This is a genomic window from Porphyromonas levii, from assembly GCF_018206105.1.
GTDB lineage: Bacteria > Bacteroidota > Bacteroidia > Bacteroidales > Porphyromonadaceae > Porphyromonas_A > Porphyromonas_A levii.
The window spans coordinates 24,095-44,493 of sequence record NZ_JADRGN010000007.1; the positions used below are offsets into that span (position 1 = coordinate 24,095).

Below are 20,399 nucleotides of genomic sequence, written 5' to 3' on the forward strand. Positions count from 1 at the left end.
TGGAGTCACACCATATTCAAAAGTGTTATTACTTCTTCTTATGGCGGTTCTTACGCAGTCTCTTCTTACGCTTGTGCGTGGCCATCTTATGACGCTTTCTCTTCTTTCCGCTTGGCATATTACAAATCTATATTAGTTGTTATCAATTTTGCCTAGTCTTAGGCATTCTTCTTATCTACCTTTACAGACAATGTCTTAGAAGGCTTAAACGCTGGTACCTTACGTGCAGGCAATTGAATCGTAGTATTCTTAGTGATATTACGAGCGGTCTTAGCTGCACGCTGCTTGATGATAAAACTTCCAAAACCACGGAGATATACCGGCTCACCCGCTGAGAGGCTATTGCTCACTACATCCATCAGGGTCTCTACGGTATCCATCACCTGCTTTTTCTCCAGACCTGTCTTTCTTGAGATCTCTCCTACGAGCTCTGCTTTAGTCATGATATCTATGTCTTTACAATCGTTATATACTTCCCACCGCTCCCATTCCGAGCAGCGTTATTCTCGTCCACAAAGTAATCGGATTGCAAAGATAGCATTTTTAATTGGCTTTCCGAAATCTTGAGCTATATTTTTGTGCCGTAACACTCTAATTCCCTTTATATTGGTAGAAAATTAACTAGCATAATCCGGATAATTGAGCCAAAACAGCCGAAGCTAGGGCTCGCTTGCGCTCAATATGCTCTTGTACTGAGAGCACAATAGAATTGTGACTAAACTCCTCTTCTATCTGCTCTCCATAAGATCTATTCATCTCATTATCAGGCTGAATACCAAGGTTTACCCTACCTATGATATTATACTCCTTATGCGCATCATTCAGTAGTGCCTGGTCTATCGCAACCACAGCACGAAGCCACTTTTCTATTATCTCCACTACCTTAGAAGCTGACAATGGTTCTCCGAACCACCGGCACAGCAGTTCATAGCTCCAGTCCCATTCCAAATCGTAGTACCGACTGTGGAGATCACGCACCGCACTATTTACTTCCGGAAGTGTGGCAAGGGCGCCAGACTTTATCTTACGAATAATCTCGTGTATCCCCTGGATAGGAGCTATCATACCACTCATATCTATCCATTCACCTGTTCCTTCTGTATGATCGGGGCGAAGGGCTGTGAGCAACTCCTCTTGGGAGGAGATGGCTTTATCTCCAAATTTATCTTGTATTCTCTGGATAAGGGAGTTCCCGACAAACTTCTCAATACCCCAGCGATAAGTCTCCAGACCTCGCTTTAGGCTACTCGACTTGATGAAGATATTATTAAAAGCATAGACGTGGTCGTGTAGTCCAAGAAAGTCTTGAAGACTTTTTAGTTTGTTGTAGGCACACTCCATCTTGCCAATGGTAAAGGGGCTAAGGAGGTTGTAGTTGATACAGTCTGGACGAGAGCTCTTGGGGCGTTTATCTCTTGCTGGCCACTTCTTAGCGTCACGCATTGTACCCACACTAAGTAGGCTACGACCAGGAACAAGGAAACTCTTATTTTCCGACTCTATCAGATAACTAAATGGGAAGTCGGTTGTATCTACATTATGTACGTGTCGCCCCATAACCAAGGTGAATGCACCAATCCGAGAGGGCCATAAGACATACGAATCCGAACTTGTCTTGGAACCACGCTCTACTACGCCCTGATGGATAGGACCTAGTTTATAGAGGTGATTGCTCTGATTGGAACCACTACCTGCATTGAGGAACGAGAAGTGCCCAGCTATCAGCAAGCTACTCTTGTGGCTGGAGACAGTAAATGGTCCAGCGAAGATAGCACAAGCCTCACCGTTCTCTAGATTACAATTGGCAAATATCAACGAATCATGAGCCGAAAATAAGTGGTCTATATGGCACGATTGACCTACAAAGCAGCGCTCTACAATGGAGCTACCACCAATCATTGCGCCCAAAGAAGCAATAAAATCACGCCCCTGAACATTGTATCCTATACGTATCGGGTGCTCCACACTACTACATAGACTACAATTTTCCAGTTTAGTAGCGCCTTCAATTGTGGCATAAGCCCCCACGAAAGCATTAACAATGGAACCCGTGTTTTTTATCTCCACATGTTCCTCGATTATCCCCCTAGTAGAGCGCACCGCTTCAGACTCTGCATCAATCAGCTCTATTAAGCGCACTCTCAACGCTCTATCTTGGAAGCTCATCAAGGTAAGCATATAGGCTGTTTGGGCATTTAAGTTCCGAGAGATAGGCACCTCGATACCGCCTGTCTCATTTAGCACAGAAGCTCTTACACCTACACCGAAAGAACTCTCTCCCTTCATTGCCACCACATCCACATTGGTTATGGTTACATGGTCTCCAATATCATAGCGAGACAAGCAGTCGTGTATATGGTCAATACATACACCATCACCAATAGTACACTCATGAATACGTGCCGAACGGATTCCATTAGGTATAGGCACGCCGTATTCATTGGTTCGGCTCCCACTTAGGTCTCCGATAGTACACTGCCCTATGAATACAACATCCCTACAGCACATAGGGTCGAACCCCTCTGCCACTGTTATCAGAGTCCAATCATCGGAGTGGCAGTTATTGTGCTCCAATACTACCACTTCATCTTTTGTCAATGCTCTCATAAGTATTAAATTTATATGGTGTGTTTTAGAGTATGGTTAGGATCTCCTCCATTTTTTTCCGCTTGAAAGGCAGTGTAGAAGTATCCTCATCGGGGTAGCCTATAGCGAGGAAACTTATCGGGCGTCGGCTATTGACATCCAGCCCAAACAGCTCACAGCACTTAGGTCTATCAAAATTACAGATCCACAAGGTCCCTACCCCTTCGGCTGTTGCCTGTAGCATCATACTAGTTGTTGCAATAGCACAGTCGGTATAGAGTGATGTATCGCCTAATCCATCGGGATAAGTCCAACACTGATCCACCTCGCCTGTAATCAAGACATAGGCATAAGCATCCTGTACCCATGGTCGATCATAGCATGCCCATACCTTTTCCCTAGCCTCCTGACTCTTGATCAGATAGAAATGCCAAGGCTGTTTATTGCATGCCGAAGGTGCTATATGCCCTGCCTCTAAGATGCGTTCTAGTATTTCGTCTGGCACAGCCCTACTCCTATCAAACTTACGGATGGAGCGGCGTGTCCTCAATAATTCAAGCATGTTCATACGCTATTTTGTCTTTGGATTTATCTTGAAATAAGAAATAAAATGCAATCGTAATTGTCAGCGCATAGGCAGCAAAAATGTACCACGAGTAAGGATAACCCCACTTATCTACGACCCATCCTGCCACATACGAACCTATAAACGAACCAAATCCATTGGTCATCATCAGGAATACGCCTTGGGCACTACTGCGCAGGCTTACATCCGTATTCTTGTCCACATAGAGTGAACCAGAGATATTGAAGAAGTCAAATGCCACTCCATAGACGAGCATGGAGAGGATAAGTAAAATCACCCCGCTTCCAGGATTACCAAACCCTAGGAAGCCAAACCTCAAAGCCCAAGCGAATAAGCTTATCAGCATCACTGCCTTGATGCCATATTTCCTAAGAAAGAAAGGAATCATCAAGATGCACAACGCCTCGGATATCTGAGAGATGGATATCAGTGTACCTGAATACTTCACCCCAAAGCTATTGGCATACTCGGGCATCTTGCCAAAGTAATTGGTGAGGTAGTCGTTGGCGTATCCATTGGTTATCTGCAAGCAAATCCCCAAAAGCATGCTGAAGATAAAGAAGATAGCCATCCTCCGCTCCTTAAAGAGCGCAAAAGCCTGCAAGCCGAGCTTCTCTACAAGCGTGCGATTGGCTTTTTCCACTTTGTCGACTATAGGAGTAGGTCTGAAGGTAAGCATAAATAACGCCAGCACAAAGGAGAGTCCAGCTGAGATATAAAACTGAATATTGGTCATCTTCACACCACTCCAGTCTACTACGAGCATCGCTACAATAAAACCAATAGTACCAAATACCCTAATTGGGGGAAAGTGCTTCACGGTATCAAGATTGGCTTCATTGAGCTTGCTATAGGCAACCGCATTGGTAAGCCCCAGTGTGGGCATATAGAAGCAGACACTAAGTAGGACAAAGGTGTACAGCCCGAAATAGTCTACTCTCTGAGCAGCGTACACCATTAGCACGCCTGCAAAAAGATGACAGATGGCAACCAATCGCTCAGCAGGAATCCATTTATCTGCAATTATACCCATCAGAGTAGGCATAAAGAGAGCCGCAATACCCATCGTAGCAAAGAAGCTACCAATCTGTATTCCACTAAACTGTAGTGTGCCTCCTAGGTATGCGCCCAAAGAAATAAGCCAAGCCCCCCAGACTGCGAACTGCAAGAAATTCATCGCTATCAACTGTAGCGTTACGCCCCCCGCTCCTGTCTTTTTTGTTGTAGTGTGATCCATTTAATCTTGTACCAAATTAATTATTCTCCTTTAATAATCTCCGAAGCACATAGTAACTTCATCTCCTCCACCATCTTCTCTCTATTAGGGCTTTGCATCTCCACAAGTGGCAATCGCAAAACTTCCTCTAGAAGTCCCAACTGAGCCATAGCGCACTTCACCCCCACAGGATTACCATCCACAAAAAGTAGTCCATAAAGCTCCTTAAAGAAGTGATGAATCACCAACGCTTCCTCATATCGCTTCTCCTGCATTAGGTGCACCATGCGCCCAAATTGCTTTGGGAATACATTGCCAATTACAGAGATGACGCCATCTACACCCATCGCCATAAGTGGGAATGTGATGGTATCATCTCCCGCAAGCACAAAGAAGTCCTTAGGGCGTTGCTTAGACACCAAGTCTATCTGCCCTACAATCCCACTGGCCTCCTTAATTCCTATAATATTAGGGCACTCTGTAGCCAATCGCAGGGTAGTGGCTGGAAGCATATTCACCGCTGTACGTGCAGGCACATTATATAATATAACAGGAAGCGGAGAAGCCTCAGAGACAGCCTTGAAGTGCTGAAAGAGTCCCTCCTGAGAGGGCTTGTTATAGTAGGGGCATACAACGAGCACAGCATCGACGCCCTCTGTTGGCATGGTCTTGAGCCTATCAATTGTCCTCAAAGTGCCATTGGACGAAGCCCCAACGACAAAAGGAACTCGCCCATTATTGACCTTTACACAAGTATGGATAATGACATCTTGCTCAGCCGTGCTAAGCGTGGGAGTCTCAGCAGTAGTACCCAAAACGACGAGGAAGTCGGCACCACACTCTATTTGTCGCTCTACTAGAGCCTCTAATGTATTATAATCTACACTTTTATCTTGCTTAAAAGGGGTTACGATAGCCGTACCCATTCCCTTGAGGAATAATCTCTCTCTCTTGTTGCTCATATATTAATATATATAATGTGTCACCCTCTCACCCGAGCAAAATTACAAAAAACTAAGCATCTGCCCTACTTCACCTCTTGGAAAACATATCTTGCGGTAGTCTAGAGAAATAGACACGGATGAATACTCTCGGTTCATCCACTCAGGAAGAAGCACAATCATTCCCCACCCCAGTGGATTAGAAGAGAGTTCAAAAGGAACTCATGCCATGCTAGTTCCCTGAAAAGACATCACGGCTCGCGCAAGTAGAAAAATTTATTCCTAGGAATAAATAAAATTATCTGTACAAATAAAAATATTTATTCCTAGAGATAAATAAATTTATTTGTACAGATAAATTTTGGTCTGACGCCTGATATTGCTATCTCATAGATATCATGACGGTAGTGTCTTCCTCTATTTCAAAGGAACAATCCTTAAAACTAGGCGGACCCGTCACAGGTTCAACATCATTGCTAAAACCATACTTCTCTGTAGGGATACCGTTGTTTCCAATATCTAATATTCCGTTGTTATTGGCGTCCTGAAATAGTGCGATAGCATATATTCCTCTAGGAAGATTTAGTGATACTGGGATGGAAGATATACTATCTGCAGGAATAGCAATTGCTTTGATTGGCTTCAGGAGAAAAAATTCTGGGGAATCAAATACCGCTATCATAATTTGCCCCTCATTACACTCAAGACCTTTTAGAAAAATCTTAAGATTAGCTTCGATAGTCTCCTGCTCACTTTGAGCGAAAACTTTGGCAACACCTCCTAGGCACATAGCTAAGATAGCCAGTGGGAAGATCATTCTTTTTATCGCATTCATATTATTATCAAACTTACATTACTGATTTCTTATTATTTTACTACATAGGGAAGTAGTCCTCCTTGAGCACCCTGATATAAGTCTCTAGTGCGGCACGACCTTTAGCTGTTAGGCGACAACTAGTGCGGCTAGATCGCCCTGCATTTTCCTTCTCCACCTCTATATAGCCTGCCTCGGACAGCTTATCGAGCTGCACACTGAGGTTTCCGCTGGTGGCTCTTGTCTTCTGGCGGAGATAGACGAAGTCTGCCTCGACTACACTCAGCAAGATAGAGACAATAGAGAGCCTCAACTGAGAGTGTAGTAGTGGATCCAAATCTCTCATAACTTACGTCCCTTCCTTCTATTGTAATAACTCCCTGGCACCAAGAATAGAAGTCCCAAAAGCACACCCGTTGATAGGTGTAGGACAGGAGAAAAGTGAGGCAGCGACAGTACAACCTTGCTCATCAGTAAGATACCTGCAATCAGTATCACCATCGAAAAGATAAAGTAGCCTTTCTTCTTCGCTAAGCTCCACACTTGCATAGAGGTATGCGCCACAATTATTACAGATAATGGTGCCATCAGCTGAAAATGACATTCCCCTTTGGCAAATAACGTAATAAAGAATGCCACACTAATGGCAGCGAAACAGAAGCCCATCGCACCTAGCACTTTGGAGACACTCTCCTCTAGGTAGGTAGTGACATGCTCACTATTTCCTTTACCACGAGCCGCAGGGATAAGTAGCAATAGAAATAGGAGGAACCACAGCATATTCCACCAAGGACTGGTAAAATAGGTAGTGGCAAAAAAGGCACCTAAGCCAAGTAAGAGACAGGCACTGCCCCATACCCTAAAGCTCGCACGGATACCGCGTACATCGTCACTCTTTGTAGCCTGTAGCATTTGTTCTATCGTCTTCAGGCTCTCATACTCGTTCATCTTCTTATCATCCATAATCTCACATAGTCAAAGTAAGTTTATATTATAAACCATTCACACAATAAAAAAGGGTGCGCACCACCTTTCTCGATGCAAAGGTATATAAGTTTATAATATAAACCAAATGTTTGGAGGATTATTTTGCTACACTAATCCTACGAAGAGTGTGACAAGGATAGGCACACTAAAGTCACAGACAAAACCATGGTATATCGAGGGCACTAAGTATTCAGCGCCTGATGCTCTGAGGATCGGCGCAAGCGTAACATCCATGGTAGTAGCTCCACCTGCTGCAATCGGAGCCAGAGGTCCGATATACTTAGCCAACATAGGGGCAAGTACAATGGTCAATAGTTCGCGTATCACATTAGCCAGAAGTGCAATGGCGCCTAGCGCTATCCCTAATCGCTCAGTGATGATGATGCTGGAGAGAGAATAATAGGCTTGTCCCGAAGCTATCGCCATAGTGGAGAAAAAGCTACCTCCGAGGATAAGCGCAGCCGCTACGCCCCCTAGTAAGCTACCTACAATAGAGAGAAATGGTAGTGTTACGATGCGCTTTGGCAGTTTGCGAAAGCCCTTGAGTGTTTCGGCATCATTACCAACACTCATCCCCACTGTGAACATCAGAAGATATAGAAGGTAATTGCTAAGGTCAGACTCTATAACCTGGGGTGGAATTAATTCGTAAATACCTAGTACGAGTCCGAGGAAAAAGCAACCTAGGAGTATAAAGTTGTCTCTCATTTCTGCTCCTTCCTGTGCAATATATGGGTAAGCAATACGCTACCAGTTATGCCAAGAACGGCAACAAGGAGTGCACTACCGACCACTACAAATACGTTGTCAATACCATCTCTAGACCAACCGACTTCTGCTCCGAGGACAATGAGTAGTAAGCAGATAAGCAACATGGTTACCTGACTAATCCACTTCATCCTCCATCGTCTGAGTAGCCAACCAGTCCCCACGCCTAAGAGCATAAATGCTACGACTTTGAACATATATTCTACCTTATATAGTTTTGCAAATTAGTGACAAAGATACTCAATCTCGCTGTATGCTATTGATATTCCCCTGATTATTTGTACCTTTGTGCCCGAAATTGATTTTAAGAGTCTGTTAGGAACCAAAAATGGTGAACGAAGTGATTACTGGGGAGTTTGATATGCTTGCCAAGACCATGTATGGTCTGGAGGATATCTTGGTGGATGAGCTTAAAGAGTTAGGCGCAAAGGATATAGTACCAGGAAGGAGAATGGTAGCTTTTAGAGGAGATCAAAAGATGCTCTACAAAGCCAATATCCACCTCCGAACAGCGCTTAGGATACTCAAGCCTATTGCTCAATTCGAAGCAACCAATCCCGATGAAATCTACCAATACCTCTACGATAATATAAAGTGGGATCAATACCTCACTCCTCGTACTACATTCGCAGTAGACACAGTCGTTTACTCAGAGCAGTTTACTCATAGTAAGTTTGTAGCCTATCGAGCTAAGGATGCTATTGCAGACTATTTCAATGATGTCGCAGATCGCCGTCCGAATGTATCGGTAGCGGATCCTGATGTGCTATTCCATATACATATAGCGGATACTACTGTAACCCTGGCTCTCGACTCTAGTGGGGAAAGTCTGCACAAGCGTGGCTATCGTCTAGGACAAAACGATGCGCCTATCAGTGAGGTGCTAGCTGCCGGTATCTTATTACGAGCTGGCTGGGAAGGACAGTGCGATTTCCTAGACCCCATGTGTGGTAGTGGGACATTCCTAACAGAGGCTGCGTTGATTGCGCTAGGCATACCTCCAGGTATATTCAGAGCTCAGTATGCCTTTGAGCGCTGGACAGACTTCGACAGCGAACTATTTAGTGACGTCCTTGAGGACTGGGAAGAGAAGCCTTTCGAACATAAGATATATGGTTCGGACAATCATCCTAAGGCTATTGCTATCACGAGAGGAAATATCAAGAATGCTGGTATCACAAAGTATGTAGACCTTCAGGTAAAGGCTTTTGAGGAGTACACTCTAGAGGATAGACCTGCAAGTGAGGGTATCATCGTCATGAATCCTCCCTATGGCGACCGTATGCGCCCCAATGACCTTGAGAAGCTTTATAGCAATATTGGGTCTACCCTTAAGCATGTATTTACAGGGTGGAAAGCGTGGATTATAAGTGGCAGCCTAGAGGAAGGGTTCAATGCCATTGGACTAAAGCAATTCCATAGAGAGAAGCTCTACAATGGGATGATTGAGTGTGAACTCAGAGGCTACGAGATGTTTGAGGGCAAGCGTAGCGACCACCTAGAGGAGCTTAGTGAACAGGGGTTACTTCCATCACTCGAGGAGCGTGAGCGGTACTATCGTGAGCGCGAGGCGATGAAGCGTGAGCAACAAGCTTTCCGTATGAGTAGCCGCCGACCAAGACAAGACAATCGCGACGATCGCAGACGCGACAACCGTAACAATCGCGACGACAGACGCAGTTCCCAACCAAGGGAGGAGCGTGGAGAACGTCGTAGTTTCCAAGCCAATCATGCCAATGAAGCGTATGAGAAGCAGAGGTCTATGTTCAGCTCTCGCCACCGCGAGGAGTGTGAGCCAGTTCGCTTCACCCCTAGAGCCAATCATGAGCGTAAGCCTGGAGACAACACACCTTCTGAAGAATAAAACATTATGACGTTTGCAGAATTGGGGGTATCTCGTCCCCTACTCGAAGCCATCAACAAGATGGGCTTCCAAGCCCCTATGCCTATACAAGAAGCAGTAATACCACTGCTCTTAGGCGAAGCCCGAGATATTATTGCACTCGCACAGACAGGTAGTGGCAAGACCGCCACTTTCGGACTTCCGATTCTGCAAAATCTTGATACGACTCAGCACCATCCACAAGCGCTAATACTAGCTCCTACCCGTGAGCTATGTATGCAGATTACTCGTGATTTAGCCCAGTTTGCTATCCACCTAGACGATGTTAATATTGTAGCTGTGTACGGTGGAGCCTCTATAGAGGATCAGATCTCACGTATCCGAAGAGGGGCTCAGATAGTCGTTGCTACGCCTGGGCGTTTGCTCGATCTCCTGAGGCGGAAAGCGATTGACCTAAGTCAGGTCTACGATGTCGTACTCGACGAAGCCGATGAGATGCTCAATATGGGATTTAGCGAGGATATTGATAGTATCCTTGAGAACATTCCTTCCGAGCACCATCTACTACTCTTCTCTGCTACAATGCCCGAGGAGATAAGAAAGATTATCAGCAAGTACATGAAAGATCCTACTGAAATCTCGGTGGGTAATGAGCAGAGGGTCAATCACAATATACAGCATCTTTACTACGTAGTGTCTTCGGATGACCGTTACTTAGCGCTCAAACGCATTGCGGACTACTACCCCAATATCTATGGTATCATCTTTTGTAAGACACGTAGGAGCACCCAGGAGATAGCGGAAAAGTTGATCGCCGATGGCTATAGTGCCGATGCACTCCATGGGGAGCTATCCCAAGCACAGAGAGACAACGTGATGAATCGTTTCCGTCACGGAATGATTCAGTTGCTTGTAGCCACAGATGTAGCAGCTAGAGGACTAGACGTGAATAACCTTACGCACGTCATCCACTATGGTATCCCTACTGAGGTCGAGAACTATACCCACCGTAGTGGTCGTACAGCTCGTGCGGGGAAAAAAGGTATCTCTATAGCTATCTGCCACGCAAGAGAGAGGGGACAGATTAAGCGCATAGAAAAGGAGAGTGGCATCACTATCGAACGGGCAATGCTCCCTAAGGCAGAAGATATCTGCGAGAAACAGCTAATGCAATTTGTCCATCGCATGGAACATACTGTGCCAGACCTTGAGGCCATAGCTCCCTATATGGAGGCTGTAATAAACCGCCTCTCATGGTTGGATAGCGAGGAACTATTACAAAGGCTAGTGTATATAGAGATTTCTCGGATGCTCGACTACTACAAGAATGCTCAGCAGATAGAAGAAATTCCCGATAGAGCACCTCGAGAGGATAAAAGGGAGAGACGTGATAGGCAGGAGAGACCTGAGCGACCTGAGCGAGGCAATAAACGAGAAAGGAGTGAGAAGCCAAGGAAAGGTAAAGGGCGAGAGAATATGGAGCTCCTTCAGATTAACTTCGGGAAGAAAGATAAGCTCTACCCAAATATCCTGATAGATATGATTGAGCACTGCACTGGCCGCCGAGTGCCTATAGGCAAGATAGATGTCTATGACCGCAATGCTACCTTCGAGATACGTCCGCACGATGCTGAGGATGTGCAAGAGGCGCTCAATGAGTTTGAATACCGAGAGAAACCCATCAGGGTTACCCGCCATAAGCGCAAGAAGTAATAGAAGCCCGTGGAGCACCCTACTCCACGGGCTTTTCCTATTTATATTGGGTATATTTGCGTAGGAAACAAACATCCAGTGCGATATATGTCGGAATATAAACTAGATCTTACAACCCAGAATATACTCAGGCTATCGTGGCCTGTCTTTATCTCCCTAATAGCTCAAAGCCTTATTGGGGTAGTGGATACTGCTTTCATCACCCGTGTGGGAGAAATTCAGCTCGGCGGTACCGCCATGGGCAGCTTGGTATACTTTAGTATTTACACCATAGGATGGGGATTGGCAAGTGGTACTCAGATCCTCACCAGTCATCGTTACGGAGCGAATAACAAAGCCGACATCGGCAGGGTATTGGGGCAAAGTATCAAACTCCTCATCCTAGCAGCACTTACCGTTACCACCATCGCTATAGTTGCTGGTCCGACCCTCTTCAGAGGGCTACTCAGTAGCCCAAGGGTTGCGGAAACAGCGATAGAGTATTGGACATATCGCAGCTTCGGTTTTGTATTCGCCTTTCTCTCTGCCACCTTCCGCTCCTTCTTTGTAGGCATTGGTCGCACCAAGGTACTTACGCTCAATTCAGTAGTGATGTCCATTGTCAATATCGTACTAGACTACGGACTTATCTTTGGCAATCTAGGGTTCCCAGAGATGGGCGTAAAAGGAGCAGCTATAGCGAGTGTAGCAGCCGAAGCAGCATCCGTGCTGTTTTATATCCTCTATATCCGATTCAAGGTAGATACCGAAGTATTCGGCATCAATAGATCTAGCCTATTGGCGTTAGATAGACAGCTCTCCAAACAACTCTTCAATATGAGTTCATACCTAATGCTACAAGCATTTGTTAGCCAATCGGTATGGGCAATATTCTTCTTCATGCTAGAGAGTTTGGGCGAGAGGCAGCTGGCAGTGGCATCTATTACCCGACAGATCTATGTCCTTATATTTATGCCGATGAACTCATACGGAACCTCAGTACGTACCACCGTAGGGCATATCGTAGGAGCTGGACAGCTAGAACAATTATCACGATATATGGCACGCGCAGTACGTCTCTCCTTTGGCACGATGCTCATTATCTTTACCTTCATACAATTATTTCCTGAGCTACCGCTCCGCATATTTACAGACAATCCGGATCTTATCCATGATGCAGTAGCCACCCTAAGGGTATTTTCACTTGCAGCACTCATTGCCTCTGCAGGTAATATGTACTTCAATGCAGTGAGTTCGACCGGAAATACCAAGATGGTATTCCTGATCGAACTCATCAATACTGCCTTTTATCTCGTATACGGAGCCGTAATGGTCTATCTCCTAGGTGCTACAGTAGCCATGTGCTTCACCGTAGAGGTGATCTACTTCCTCTTCATTGGTATCATGAGCTATCGCTATATCACGAGGCTCACAAAGTCTTACAACTGATTGATAAGTACCCCAAGCGCCTCTATCAGTTCCTCTGCACTCTCTTGTCGCTCATTGGAGACAAATCTCTCGAGGAGCTTTTCTAGGTGTGGATTGTAGCCCTCTCGCCTGAGGATAAGTACCTTCTCAGCCATCTGTTTGCCTTCGAGGAACTTCTCGAAACGAATACTGCTCCTTGCCCCTGGATAGATAGTGTAAGGATCACCAGCGGCAAATGAGCGGAAACGGCTATCCCTCAATGGATCCTTGACCCAACTATTAATAGCCCACCTCAGATAGCCATCGTAATTAGCGGCTAGTGCATAGACTGCAGTAAATGAAGCCTCGGCAGGTGGCGAGAAGGTAAAGATATTGGGGAAAGCCTCCGTACAGCAAGTATACACCGTGCTGATCTGTCCCTTTGCTCTTCGCTCTTTGAGCTTTTGCTCGGGGAACTTGTGTCCATAGGGAATGCTACAATAGTAAAGGTCATCAATAATCTCCTCATGATAGTTGCCTGCTAGCGATATCTTAAAGTCAGCATCGGCACTCTTAATAATCTTGATAGCCTCACGCATAGCCTCCATAGGGCGCTCATCCATGGCAATCATAGTGCGGTCGAACCACCCTTTCTCTCTTAGATGCTTAGCAAAGTCTTTCAGGAAGGGGTACCAATAGTCAGTATATGCCTTATCTCCTGGTTTTGCCTTTACGTATTCTACCCTAGAGGTAGCTTGGTCGTAGTAGTCGAAGCTAAGCTGCCAAGGTATCATACTGTAGCAACTAATGATCCCATCTATACCTACTTCCTCGAGCATAAAGGTCACCCATCTATCAAATACCGTATAATCATAGCGCCAAGTACCATCAATATTAAGAGTACGACCAATCATACTATCGTAGTGATCCTCGGTCTGTCCATTCCAAGGCTTGTACAGTATAGTTGTTGTGATAGCCCGCTGACCTGCATCACGTAGCATACCAAATAGGGGCTTCATCAGTTCGAAATGTGCCTTACTCCACAGCGGAACCTGATGATATCGTGCTACGGCATAAGGGTTTTGCCAAAAGTCAAGATGCTGTTGCCACTCCGAAGGTGGAGGAAGCTCTCTCACCCCTACCCTTACTTTTAGAGTCAACTTATGTCCTGCTACTCCAATACTCCCCGTATATAGTCCTGGAGCCACCTCGCTCGGCACAGCCACTTGTACCCAAATGGGTTGGACGGTATATGCCTGCACATCCCGAGTTGCAATACTATCTAGTACGTCAGCCACAAGGATAGAGTCCCACTGACTCTTGTCGGGTCTCTGACCACAGCCTCCGCTGCCCGAACCTTCAGGATTTAGCTCATCACTCATCACATAGCGTACGAAGTGGGTACGTATAGCATCCGAAGGTATTAAACCTTGCTCACCTCTCAGGTCACTCACTTCCACCTTTACTTGATGAAGGGGCACCCGAGTATACAGTACCGCTTGGGCATTAACCCGCTCTCCTCGCCACGCCGATAGTTCTACACTCTTACCCCTTATCTCTCGTGGGAGATCGTGCTTAGGATAGCGGGTATTAGTCGAACCCCACTCCACAGCCATCTTTTCTTGCAAACCCTTATCCCATACCTGCGCACTATCGTGCGGTTTAGGATCGCCCAGCTCCACATAGTCCTGAGCAAGTAGTGCTGGTGACGAAAGAATCGCCACCAGCCACACACCCATTGCTAACTTATCTAGTAATAACCTCATAGATAGTTCCATTACCACTTATCAATAGTTTGGTCACCTGAGGACTCACCTTATCCAATTGAGTATACGGACTCGTAACCCTATCAGTTGCCACCACTTCTCCCTTGGCATTAAGCTGCTTCACCTCTATTGGTGCGGACACCTCACCGAGGAGCAATACCAGCTGCTTGGCACCTGAAGCAACCTCCAACTCGAGAGAACCATTCAGATCAAGCGCCGTAGAAAGACTGCAATCCATTGCTGCATTGTACCCCTCCATAGGGTTAATCTCGAAGCTACGCACGGCAGCATAATTGCGGCGCTCAGAATTGAGACGCATGAGACGTACATACCGTGCCTGCACCTCTTTGCCCTTCCACTCTATCTCATACTTCTTCTCTACTTCAGGAATCAGAGTATGCCACTCCTTACCGTCTACTGAGTATTGTAGCGTAGCATGGTCGAAATAGTCTACATCATCCACACTATTACGTCCCTGCAATATACGTATCTCACGGACAGGACGAGCCTCTCTAAGATCTACTCCTATCCACGAACCAGCTTGCTGAGATACCGCTGATGTGTAATAGGTACTATCATTTCTATCCAACATCAGCTTGGAAGTAGCCCCACCACTATTGGCAAACGAACTAATGCCCTTATAGTCGTGAGGAATTTCATTAGTGAGCTTTTGGTAAAATAAGAAAGCGAGATCGGCCATCATATGGTCATAGAAAGGCTGTAGCTTCATGGTCCCTGACTTATGCGCTTGGTAGTTCTTTACCTCGTCATCACTCATTACATTGGCTACATACCTATTCCAGAATAGAGCATCACTGTGCCCATCATTATAGATTTGCCCAAGCTCAATAGCACGCTGTCCACGGGCTCCTAGCTTACCCAACTCTATAATCCAAGGCTTCAGCTCTGAGAGCAAAAGGGGATTGATACCCACACTCAGTAGGCACTTCGCTGCTTCTTGGATTTTGATGAACTCCACATTCAGTGCACTTACCTTTGCAGGCTCCCATTGCTCCATCGTAAAGGTCTCGGTCTCCCACGATTCAATTCTACGATAGCCAGTCTCCGTATCTGTAGCGTGGATAGCAAAAGTACGGAAAGCCTCTGGAGCCTCTGGCACAATCTCTACCAAACCGCGCTCCCAATTGTCCATAGAATTGAAGTCCTGCACATTCCAACCATAGTCCGCAGCACCATAAAGAGCCAACTTGCTGGCCTCACCATGCTCCATTGGATTGCTCAGGACACCCACTACTTCATTGCTCGTTAGAGTAGTATCCAAACCATACGAAGGTCCCATCATAAGCACCTGACGAGCATAGTCGGTGACAGGGAAGTTCCACCAAAAGTAAGCAGGGCGCTTGATACGGCTATTTACAAACTCTAGCGTGGAACAAGTAAGATCGGCACACACGACATCGCCCGTCCAGAATACCTTAATCTCGGGGTTCAATGTCTTACCATATACAGCAAGGGCACCCTCCTCCGTAGGATTAGCCCACAACTTAGTATAGTCGGTGGGGCAAACAGTAAGCGGAGATACATCGCCCTTCTTATCTACGAAATCCGTGGTCAAACGATTGAGCCACTCCGTTTGCTTATACGGATTGGTGCCATCACCACTAATATCATCGAAAAAGACAGCAAAGTGGCGCACCCCAAGGTCGTACATCATCTCGAACTTACGCACAATATTATTGAAGTCCTCCTCATTCCAATGGATATCCTGACCTGGATGGATAGCCCATACGAAGTCTACGCGAGCTCGCTTGCTCGCTTCAACTAGCTCAACAATCTTCTTCGCATCTTCCTCTGGGTAAGGTAAGCGCCACCCTGGAGTACGATGGTAGGTATCATCTTTAGGGCCATAGAGGTAGATATTCATCTTATTTTTACCGTAGAAGTCTATCAATGATAGCCGAACCTCGTGCGACCAAGGTGCTCCATAAAAGCCCTCTACTACGCCACGATTAGGTAAGTCGGGATAGTCATTAATGGTCATATAAGGTAGCACTCCACCACGTAAATAAGGGCTAGAGAGTAACTGACGAAGCGTCTGCAGTCCGTAAAATGCGCCCCTATCGTCGTAGCCTGTAATAGTAATACCCTTCTTGCCTATTGAGAGGAAATATGCCCCCGACACGGCCTTAACACCGGCACGCTTCGCAATACGCTCTCCATAGTCGACAGTCACCCGAATAGTGCCCTTTCCACTTCGTATTGTAAGAAAGTCTATGTCACGACTATAACTCTTCTTGGGATCACGGATAGAGAACCCATTTCGGATACTAAGACTATTACTCCAATCAATCCTCATCTCTTGAGGTGTTGGATTCAAGACAATGCCCTTGTGATCCACCTTCTTTCCTGGCACTGTACTGACCACTTGCGACTCACGACGCTGGCTTCCGAGGTCAAAACTATCGGTCTGTGCCAAGACACCATAAGTAGAAAGCATTCCCACTAGACTGATACCCAAACAAACTTTTCTAATCATAAACCTAACTATGTGTATAACAACAATGAACTCTTCTGTTAGAGAGCTCTACAAATTGAGAGACAATATACCAATTTTTCCCTACTTAATACTACAAAAAACGCACTATCTAGGCTCTGAAAGAAGCGTCTGCCCTGCCCCAACTAACCGATCTCCTATTTTGTCTCTCCCTAGAGGAACAATAATGACTAGGCATAGTACTGAAAGTCCCTCAGGAGAGAAACTGGAGTCCCTCTAGGGAGAAACTGGAGTCCCTCTAGGGAGAGACTGGAGTCTCTCTAGGGAGAAACAGGAGTCCCTCTAGGGAGAGACTGGAGTCCCTCTGGGGAGAGACTTTCATTACTCAGGCGAAGACCTAAAGGTACAATATATTGATCCTGAAGGAAGGATATGGTCTACGTATTAATATAGTTAGAATCTACACATCTATTAAGTTGTACCTATAAGAGTCTACAAATACAAAGCTTACAGATCCGTATTAACCTCCTGGTTTCCTCGTTGACATTGTTTCCTCTCTTTTGATTGCAGACTTTCTCTACAACAAACCGAAGAGCAAGCTCTGTTAGTTATAACACAGAGCGAATTTTAAGCATACTTGAAATTATTGTTACAATGATAGAATTTTCAAGTGTACTTGAAATTATCTATATTTGCAAAATAATTTCAAGTACACCTGATATGGTTACACCAATACGAAAATACAACTTCTGGGATGAGAACCCTATTAACTTGGGTTACCCACGCACATTCTACACAGGAAAGATTAGTCAATACATTGATAACAAACTGATCAAAGTATTGGTAGGTCAGCGACGTGCGGGGAAGAGCTACATCCTAAGGCAAATAGCGGCACAACTAATTGCCAACGGCGCCTCCCCCAATAATATCCTTTATATCAATAAGGAATACCTTGAGTTTGCAGACATTCATGACTATCAAGATCTTGAGAGTCTCTTTCAGTTGTATAAGAAGGAACTCAATCCGCAAGGGAAAGTATTCCTCTTCATCGATGAAATACAGGGAATTGAAGAGTGGGAGCGGTTTGTCAATTCACACTCTCAAGACTTTACTGAGCCTTGCGAGCTATTTATCAGTGGCTCCAACTCTAGTCTGCTATCCGGCGAACTTGCGACTCTGCTTTCAGGAAGATATGTAGCGTTTGAAATACTCCCTTTTAGTTTTTCAGAGTTCTGTGGCATTAGCCAGAAAGAGCCTAACAAAGAGAGTTACATCGACTTCCTTCAAACTGGTGCACTTCCCGAGCTATTTAATCTGCCCAATGAAGAGATGAAGCAGAACTATGTCTCTTCAGTAAAAGATACGGTTATGCTTCGTGACATTGTGGCAAGGTATAAAGTAAAGGATGTAAAGCTCTTGGATGACCTCTTTGTGTATCTGGTCAATAACGCATCCAATATTATCTCCATTGCCAACATCGTCAACTTCTTTAAGTCACGAAACAGGAAAACCAACTACGAGACACTCTCCAATTATATCTCCCACCTCGAGAGTACCTTCCTAGTACATAAGGTAGAAAGATATAACATCAAGGGTAAAGAGACTATTTCAGCCAACAACAAGTACTACCTAAATGACTTGTGCTACCACAATTATCTCTATTCAGGATTTGGCTATGGGATGGGGTACTTATTGGAGAATGCCGTCTATTTAAGTCTTAGGAGGGCAGGATATCAAGTCTATGTGGGGACTAATAGAGATACGGAGGTCGACTTTGTTGCTATCAAAGGGGGCAAGAGGTTGTACTTCCAAGTCTCCTTACAATTAACTGAGAAAGAAACAATAGAGCGAGAGTACCGGTCTCTTTTGTCGATAGAAGATAATTTCAAGAAGTACGTGGTCAGTTTGGATGACTTCAAGCTTCCAACAAACGAAGGCATCGACCATATTTCGGCTTGGGAACTCGACAGTATTCTGTAACGTATAAAGTGGGGAATCATCCCTAACACACAGCTCATCACTTCACTTGGCCTGTGCCTATTCCCTATGTTCAAACCGACAAGGGGTTCTTGTTTTTACTATATGTAGAAAAGGGGCGTACAAAAGTGTACGCCCCTTCATATTAGGAAGATTGCTGCCTATACAAGCACAGAATTGCTGGCTTACTCAGCAGCAATTACCTCAAGCTCTACTAAACCACCTTTTGGTAGTGCACAAATCTGGAATGCGCTACGTGCTGGATATGGAGCCTTGAAGTACTCTGAATATACTTCGTTTACCTTGGCGAAGTCTGCGATATCTGTTAGGAATAGTGTGGTTTTTACCACATTATCCAATGTCAGACCTTTTGTCTCGAGGATAGCCATGACATTCTTAAACACTTGGTGCGCCTGACCTACGACATCCTCGCTGGCAAAGTTGCCAGTCTTAGGATCTAGTCCAAGCTGTCCTGATACAAATACCAAACCATTGGCTGCAACTGCCTGTGAATATGGACCTACTGCTGCAGGGCCATTGGGTGTACTGATAATCTCTTTCATCGTTGTAAATATTTATTGTGTATATAAACTACTTTTTCTGTCTTACGGCTTCATAAAGAAGGATACCTGTAGCAACCGATACATTGAGTGAACCAATCTCGCCAAATAGTGGGATACGTACAAGATCGTCACAATTACTGAGCGAGTACTCCGATAGACCTGTATCCTCGGCTCCCATGACTAATGCGAGTGCACCTTTCATCTGCACATCATACATCTGACCTGTAGCCTTTTCGGATGCACCGATAACTTTTATCCCAGACTCCTTGAGGAAGTCTATAACGGACTCTACTGACTTTTCCCGACATACAGCAATACGAGATAACGCTCCTGCAGAGGTTTTGACGGCATCGGAAGTAACTGAAACGGAGTTTTGCTCAAATATAACAATGGCATCAACACCTGCACACTCGCAAGTACGAGCAATGGCTCCGAAGTTACGCACATCGGTAATACCATCCAGCACAACAATGAACGGGTCTCGACCTGCTTCGAACAGCGTAGGGATGACATCCTCTAGGGTAAAGTAGTGTGCAGCTGCCTTCACCGCAATAATGCCCTGATGGTTGCGGTTGGTAAGGCGATCAAGCTTTTCTACTGGCACTCGGCGGACTGGTACTCTGCGCTCCCCTATAGCATCTAGTAGCTCCTTCATGGTATCACTATTGGTCTCGCGCTTCACGTAGATGAAGTCAATCGGATCACCTGCTTTAAGAGCCTCACGAATAGCGTGTATACCAAAGATCATCTGATCTCTCTGCTCACTTGGTTGGTTGTACATTGGCTTCGTTTGCCTTT

18 protein-coding genes are annotated in these 20,399 nt (G+C 45.4%); 4 read left to right on the top strand and 14 right to left on the bottom strand.

Annotated features, from left to right (window positions below; genetic code table 11):
* Positions 1-158 precede the first annotated feature (158 nt).
* The 10 genes from IX315_RS02635 to IX315_RS02680 form a co-directional block, all read right to left on the bottom strand.
* Positions 159-443, bottom strand: a complete 285-nt coding sequence (locus IX315_RS02635; protein WP_018357876.1) for an HU family DNA-binding protein — start codon at positions 441-443, stop codon at positions 159-161.
* Between the two features lie 178 nt (positions 444-621).
* On the bottom strand, positions 622-2,607 hold the full coding sequence (locus tag IX315_RS02640) for a DUF4954 family protein (protein WP_134849741.1): 1,986 nt from the start codon (positions 2,605-2,607) through the stop codon (positions 622-624).
* A 25-nt stretch (positions 2,608-2,632) separates the two neighbouring features.
* Entirely contained in the window at positions 2,633-3,154 is a 522-nt protein-coding gene (locus tag IX315_RS02645; protein ID WP_240704067.1) for a nitroreductase family protein, read from the bottom strand.
* Complete coding sequence (locus tag IX315_RS02650; protein ID WP_018357873.1) at positions 3,141-4,409, bottom strand: nucleoside permease; 1,269 nt, start codon at positions 4,407-4,409, stop codon at positions 3,141-3,143. Before IX315_RS02650 ends, IX315_RS02645 begins: the two co-directional genes overlap by 14 nt.
* Positions 4,410-4,429: 20 nt before the next feature.
* Positions 4,430-5,350 carry a 4-hydroxy-tetrahydrodipicolinate synthase gene (dapA, locus tag IX315_RS02655; RefSeq protein ID WP_134849740.1) on the bottom strand — a complete coding sequence of 307 codons (921 nt, stop codon included), beginning with the start codon at positions 5,348-5,350 and terminating at the stop codon, positions 4,430-4,432.
* A 361-nt stretch (positions 5,351-5,711) separates the two neighbouring features.
* Complete coding sequence (locus IX315_RS02660; RefSeq protein WP_018357871.1) at positions 5,712-6,164, bottom strand: DUF2141 domain-containing protein; 453 nt, start codon at positions 6,162-6,164, stop codon at positions 5,712-5,714.
* A gap of 40 nt (positions 6,165-6,204) precedes the next feature.
* Complete coding sequence (locus tag IX315_RS02665; protein ID WP_018357870.1) at positions 6,205-6,489, bottom strand: winged helix-turn-helix domain-containing protein; 285 nt, start codon at positions 6,487-6,489, stop codon at positions 6,205-6,207.
* Positions 6,486-7,106: a hypothetical protein gene (locus IX315_RS02670; RefSeq protein WP_018357869.1), complete on the bottom strand. Its 621-nt coding sequence runs from the start codon at positions 7,104-7,106 to the stop codon at positions 6,486-6,488. The genes IX315_RS02665 and IX315_RS02670 overlap by 4 nt, the downstream gene beginning before the upstream one ends.
* Positions 7,107-7,235: 129 nt before the next feature.
* Positions 7,236-7,838: a LysO family transporter gene (locus IX315_RS02675; protein ID WP_018357868.1), complete on the bottom strand. Its 603-nt coding sequence runs from the start codon at positions 7,836-7,838 to the stop codon at positions 7,236-7,238.
* Entirely contained in the window at positions 7,835-8,095 is a 261-nt protein-coding gene (locus tag IX315_RS02680) for a LysO family transporter (RefSeq protein WP_018357867.1), read from the bottom strand. Before IX315_RS02680 ends, IX315_RS02675 begins: the two co-directional genes overlap by 4 nt.
* 131 nt (positions 8,096-8,226) lie before the next feature.
* Between IX315_RS02680 and IX315_RS02685 the strand changes: the two genes are divergently transcribed.
* The 3 genes from IX315_RS02685 (at position 8,227) to IX315_RS02695 (ending at position 12,882) form a co-directional block, all read left to right on the top strand.
* On the top strand, positions 8,227-9,762 hold the full coding sequence (locus IX315_RS02685) for a THUMP domain-containing class I SAM-dependent RNA methyltransferase (protein WP_211641031.1): 1,536 nt from the start codon (positions 8,227-8,229) through the stop codon (positions 9,760-9,762).
* Between the two features lie 6 nt (positions 9,763-9,768).
* Positions 9,769-11,454, top strand: coding sequence for a DEAD/DEAH box helicase (locus IX315_RS02690; protein WP_211837130.1), 1,686 nt, complete (start codon positions 9,769-9,771; stop codon positions 11,452-11,454).
* A gap of 87 nt (positions 11,455-11,541) precedes the next feature.
* A complete protein-coding gene (locus tag IX315_RS02695; RefSeq protein ID WP_018357864.1) occupies positions 11,542-12,882 on the top strand; it encodes an MATE family efflux transporter in 1,341 nt (446 codons plus the stop codon).
* Here the strand turns inward: IX315_RS02695 and IX315_RS02700 are convergent.
* Both IX315_RS02700 and IX315_RS02705 read right to left on the bottom strand, forming a co-directional pair.
* Positions 12,873-14,606: a DUF4091 domain-containing protein gene (locus IX315_RS02700; protein ID WP_244973064.1), complete on the bottom strand. Its 1,734-nt coding sequence runs from the start codon at positions 14,604-14,606 to the stop codon at positions 12,873-12,875. The two genes, IX315_RS02695 and IX315_RS02700, sit on opposite strands and share 10 nt — an antisense overlap.
* Positions 14,587-17,103: a glycoside hydrolase family 84 protein gene (locus IX315_RS02705; RefSeq protein ID WP_244973065.1), complete on the bottom strand. Its 2,517-nt coding sequence runs from the start codon at positions 17,101-17,103 to the stop codon at positions 14,587-14,589. The genes IX315_RS02700 and IX315_RS02705 overlap by 20 nt, the downstream gene beginning before the upstream one ends.
* A gap of 678 nt (positions 17,104-17,781) precedes the next feature.
* Here IX315_RS02705 and IX315_RS02710 point away from each other — a divergent pair.
* Positions 17,782-19,041, top strand: a complete 1,260-nt coding sequence (locus IX315_RS02710) for an ATP-binding protein (RefSeq protein ID WP_211635208.1) — start codon at positions 17,782-17,784, stop codon at positions 19,039-19,041.
* A gap of 182 nt (positions 19,042-19,223) precedes the next feature.
* Here the strand turns inward: IX315_RS02710 and IX315_RS02715 are convergent, their stop codons facing one another.
* Positions 19,224-19,601 (bottom strand): RidA family protein, encoded by a 378-nt coding sequence (locus tag IX315_RS02715; RefSeq protein ID WP_018359277.1) that lies wholly within the window; start codon positions 19,599-19,601, stop codon positions 19,224-19,226.
* Positions 19,602-19,629: 28 nt separating this feature from the next.
* A complete protein-coding gene (gene rlmB, locus IX315_RS02720) occupies positions 19,630-20,349 on the bottom strand; it encodes a 23S rRNA (guanosine(2251)-2'-O)-methyltransferase RlmB (RefSeq protein WP_026215788.1) in 720 nt (239 codons plus the stop codon).
* Positions 20,350-20,399: the final 50 nt, after the last annotated feature.

Coding starts and splice junctions, on each gene's coding strand:
- IX315_RS02635 (WP_018357876.1), bottom strand. CDS start 443: ATGACTAAAGCAGAGCTCGTAGGAGAGATCTCAAGAAAGACAGGTCTG.
- IX315_RS02640 (WP_134849741.1), bottom strand. CDS start 2,607: ATGAGAGCATTGACAAAAGATGAAGTGGTAGTATTGGAGCACAATAAC.
- IX315_RS02645 (WP_240704067.1), bottom strand. CDS start 3,154: ATGAACATGCTTGAATTATTGAGGACACGCCGCTCCATCCGTAAGTTT.
- IX315_RS02650 (WP_018357873.1), bottom strand. CDS start 4,409: ATGGATCACACTACAACAAAAAAGACAGGAGCGGGGGGCGTAACGCTA.
- dapA (WP_134849740.1), bottom strand. CDS start 5,350: ATGAGCAACAAGAGAGAGAGATTATTCCTCAAGGGAATGGGTACGGCT.
- IX315_RS02660 (WP_018357871.1), bottom strand. CDS start 6,164: ATGAATGCGATAAAAAGAATGATCTTCCCACTGGCTATCTTAGCTATG.
- IX315_RS02665 (WP_018357870.1), bottom strand. CDS start 6,489: ATGAGAGATTTGGATCCACTACTACACTCTCAGTTGAGGCTCTCTATT.
- IX315_RS02670 (WP_018357869.1), bottom strand. CDS start 7,106: ATGGATGATAAGAAGATGAACGAGTATGAGAGCCTGAAGACGATAGAA.
- IX315_RS02675 (WP_018357868.1), bottom strand. CDS start 7,838: ATGAGAGACAACTTTATACTCCTAGGTTGCTTTTTCCTCGGACTCGTA.
- IX315_RS02680 (WP_018357867.1), bottom strand. CDS start 8,095: ATGTTCAAAGTCGTAGCATTTATGCTCTTAGGCGTGGGGACTGGTTGG.
- IX315_RS02685 (WP_211641031.1), top strand. CDS start 8,227: ATGGTGAACGAAGTGATTACTGGGGAGTTTGATATGCTTGCCAAGACC.
- IX315_RS02690 (WP_211837130.1), top strand. CDS start 9,769: ATGACGTTTGCAGAATTGGGGGTATCTCGTCCCCTACTCGAAGCCATC.
- IX315_RS02695 (WP_018357864.1), top strand. CDS start 11,542: ATGTCGGAATATAAACTAGATCTTACAACCCAGAATATACTCAGGCTA.
- IX315_RS02700 (WP_244973064.1), bottom strand. CDS start 14,606: ATGAGGTTATTACTAGATAAGTTAGCAATGGGTGTGTGGCTGGTGGCG.
- IX315_RS02705 (WP_244973065.1), bottom strand. CDS start 17,103: ATGATTAGAAAAGTTTGTTTGGGTATCAGTCTAGTGGGAATGCTTTCT.
- IX315_RS02710 (WP_211635208.1), top strand. CDS start 17,782: ATGGTTACACCAATACGAAAATACAACTTCTGGGATGAGAACCCTATT.
- IX315_RS02715 (WP_018359277.1), bottom strand. CDS start 19,601: ATGAAAGAGATTATCAGTACACCCAATGGCCCTGCAGCAGTAGGTCCA.
- rlmB (WP_026215788.1), bottom strand. CDS start 20,349: ATGATCTTTGGTATACACGCTATTCGTGAGGCTCTTAAAGCAGGTGAT.